General features: G+C 50.2%; 1 rRNA gene. It reads left to right on the top strand.

The features are described from left to right. Nucleotides 1-188 precede the first annotated feature (188 nt). A 23S ribosomal RNA gene (locus tag ACP7BO_RS23775) occupies nucleotides 189-3,082 on the top strand. The last annotated feature ends 123 nt before the right edge of the window (nucleotides 3,083-3,205 follow it).

A 3,205-nucleotide genomic window follows, 5' to 3' on the forward strand; every position in this document is an offset into this window, starting at 1 on the left:
ATGATGGTGAATGTTGATTTCTGATCTTTTGATTAGATCGTTCTTTAAAAATTTGGGTATGTAATAGAAAGTTAGACTGGATAACACTTTCACTGGTGTTTATTCAGGCTAAGGTAAAATTTGTGAGTAATTGCGAATTTTCGGCGAATGTCGTCTTCATAGTATAACCAGATTGCTTGGGGTTATATGGTCAAGTGAAGAAGCGCATACGGTGGATGCCTTGGCAGTCAGAGGCGATGAAAGACGTGGTAGCCTGCGAAAAGCTTCGGGGAGTCGGCAAACAGACTTTGATCCGGAGATGTCTGAATGGGGGAACCCACCTAACATAAGTTAGGTATCTTAAGCTGAATACATAGGCTTAAGAAGCGAACCAGGGGAACTGAAACATCTAAGTACCCTGAGGAAAAGAAATCAACCGAGATTCCCTTAGTAGTGGCGAGCGAACGGGGACCAGCCCTTAAGCTGTATTGATGTTAGCGGAACGCTCTGGAAAGTGCGGCCATAGTGGGTGATAGCCCTGTACGCGAAAACATCTTTACAGTGAAATCGAGTAGGACGGAGCACGAGAAACTTTGTCTGAATATGGGGGGACCATCCTCCAAGGCTAAATACTACTGACTGACCGATAGTGAACTAGTACCGTGAGGGAAAGGCGAAAAGAACCCCGGAGAGGGGAGTGAAATAGATCCTGAAACCGTATGCGTACAAGCAGTGGGAGCCCACTTTGTTGGGTGACTGCGTACCTTTTGTATAATGGGTCAGCGACTTATTTTCAGTGGCAAGCTTAACCGAATAGGGGAGGCGTAGCGAAAGCGAGTCTTAATAGGGCGTCTAGTCGCTGGGAATAGACCCGAAACCGGGCGATCTATCCATGGGCAGGTTGAAGGTTGGGTAACACTAACTGGAGGACCGAACCGACTACCGTTGAAAAGTTAGCGGATGACCTGTGGATCGGAGTGAAAGGCTAATCAAGCTCGGAGATAGCTGGTTCTCCTCGAAAGCTATTTAGGTAGCGCCTCATGTATCACTGTAGGGGGTAGAGCACTGTTTCGGCTAGGGGGTCATCCCGACTTACCAAACCGATGCAAACTCCGAATACCTACAAGTGCCGAGCATGGGAGACACACGGCGGGTGCTAACGTCCGTCGTGAAAAGGGAAACAACCCAGACCGTCAGCTAAGGTCCCAAAGTTATGGTTAAGTGGGAAACGATGTGGGAAGGCTTAGACAGCTAGGAGGTTGGCTTAGAAGCAGCCACCCTTTAAAGAAAGCGTAATAGCTCACTAGTCGAGTCGGCCTGCGCGGAAGATTTAACGGGGCTCAAACCATACACCGAAGCTACGGGTATCATCTTAGGATGATGCGGTAGAGGAGCGTTCTGTAAGCCTGTGAAGGTGAGTTGAGAAGCTTGCTGGAGGTATCAGAAGTGCGAATGCTGACATGAGTAACGATAATGGGTGTGAAAAACACCCACGCCGAAAGACCAAGGTTTCCTGCGCAACGTTAATCGACGCAGGGTTAGTCGGTCCCTAAGGCGAGGCTGAAAAGCGTAGTCGATGGAAAACAGGTTAATATTCCTGTACTTCTGGTTATTGCGATGGAGGGACGGAGAAGGCTAGGCCAGCTTGGCGTTGGTTGTCCAAGTTTAAGGTGGTAGGCTGGAATCTTAGGTAAATCCGGGATTCTAAGGCCGAGAGCTGATGACGAGTTAACTTTTAGTTAACGAAGTGGTTGATGCCATGCTTCCAAGAAAAGCTTCTAAGCTTCAGGTAACCAGGAACCGTACCCCAAACCGACACAGGTGGTTGGGTAGAGAATACCAAGGCGCTTGAGAGAACTCGGGTGAAGGAACTAGGCAAAATGGCACCGTAACTTCGGGAGAAGGTGCGCCGGTGAGGGTGAAGCATTTACTGCGTAAGCCCACGCCGGTCGAAGATACCAGGCCGCTGCGACTGTTTATTAAAAACACAGCACTCTGCAAACACGAAAGTGGACGTATAGGGTGTGACGCCTGCCCGGTGCCGGAAGGTTAATTGATGGGGTTAGCTAACGCGAAGCTCTTGATCGAAGCCCCGGTAAACGGCGGCCGTAACTATAACGGTCCTAAGGTAGCGAAATTCCTTGTCGGGTAAGTTCCGACCTGCACGAATGGCGTAACGATGGCGGCGCTGTCTCCACCCGAGACTCAGTGAAATTGAAATCGCTGTGAAGATGCAGTGTATCCGCGGCTAGACGGAAAGACCCCGTGAACCTTTACTATAGCTTTGCACTGGACTTTGAATTTGCTTGTGTAGGATAGGTGGGAGGCTTTGAAGTGTGGACGCCAGTCTGCATGGAGCCAACCTTGAAATACCACCCTGGCAACTTTGAGGTTCTAACTCAGGTCCGTTATCCGGATCGAGGACAGTGTATGGTGGGTAGTTTGACTGGGGCGGTCTCCTCCTAAAGAGTAACGGAGGAGTACGAAGGTGCGCTCAGACCGGTCGGAAATCGGTCGTAGAGTATAAAGGCAAAAGCGCGCTTGACTGCGAGACAGACACGTCGAGCAGGTACGAAAGTAGGTCTTAGTGATCCGGTGGTTCTGTATGGAAGGGCCATCGCTCAACGGATAAAAGGTACTCCGGGGATAACAGGCTGATACCGCCCAAGAGTTCATATCGACGGCGGTGTTTGGCACCTCGATGTCGGCTCATCACATCCTGGGGCTGAAGCCGGTCCCAAGGGTATGGCTGTTCGCCATTTAAAGTGGTACGCGAGCTGGGTTTAGAACGTCGTGAGACAGTTCGGTCCCTATCTGCCGTGGACGTTTGAGATTTGAGAGGGGCTGCTCCTAGTACGAGAGGACCGGAGTGGACGAACCTCTGGTGTTCCGGTTGTCACGCCAGTGGCATTGCCGGGTAGCTATGTTCGGGAAAGATAACCGCTGAAAGCATCTAAGCGGGAAACTTGCCTCAAGATGAGATCTCACTGGAACCTTGAGTTCCCTAAAGGGCCGTCGAAGACTACGACGTTGATAGGTTGGGTGTGTAAGCGCTGTGAGGCGTTGAGCTAACCAATACTAATTGCCCGTGAGGCTTGACCATATAACACCCAAGCAATTTGCGTTCTTGAACACAAGAGCTGGCAAGTTGCGGTGTGTGAAGACGATACAAACCGAAAGTTTGCGTAACACACAAATCTATTACATACCCATTCGCTGGAACGTT

The sequence above is a fragment of the Pseudomonas sp. TWR2-1-1 genome (assembly GCF_049897045.1).
Lineage (GTDB): Bacteria > Pseudomonadota > Gammaproteobacteria > Pseudomonadales > Pseudomonadaceae > Aquipseudomonas > Aquipseudomonas versuta.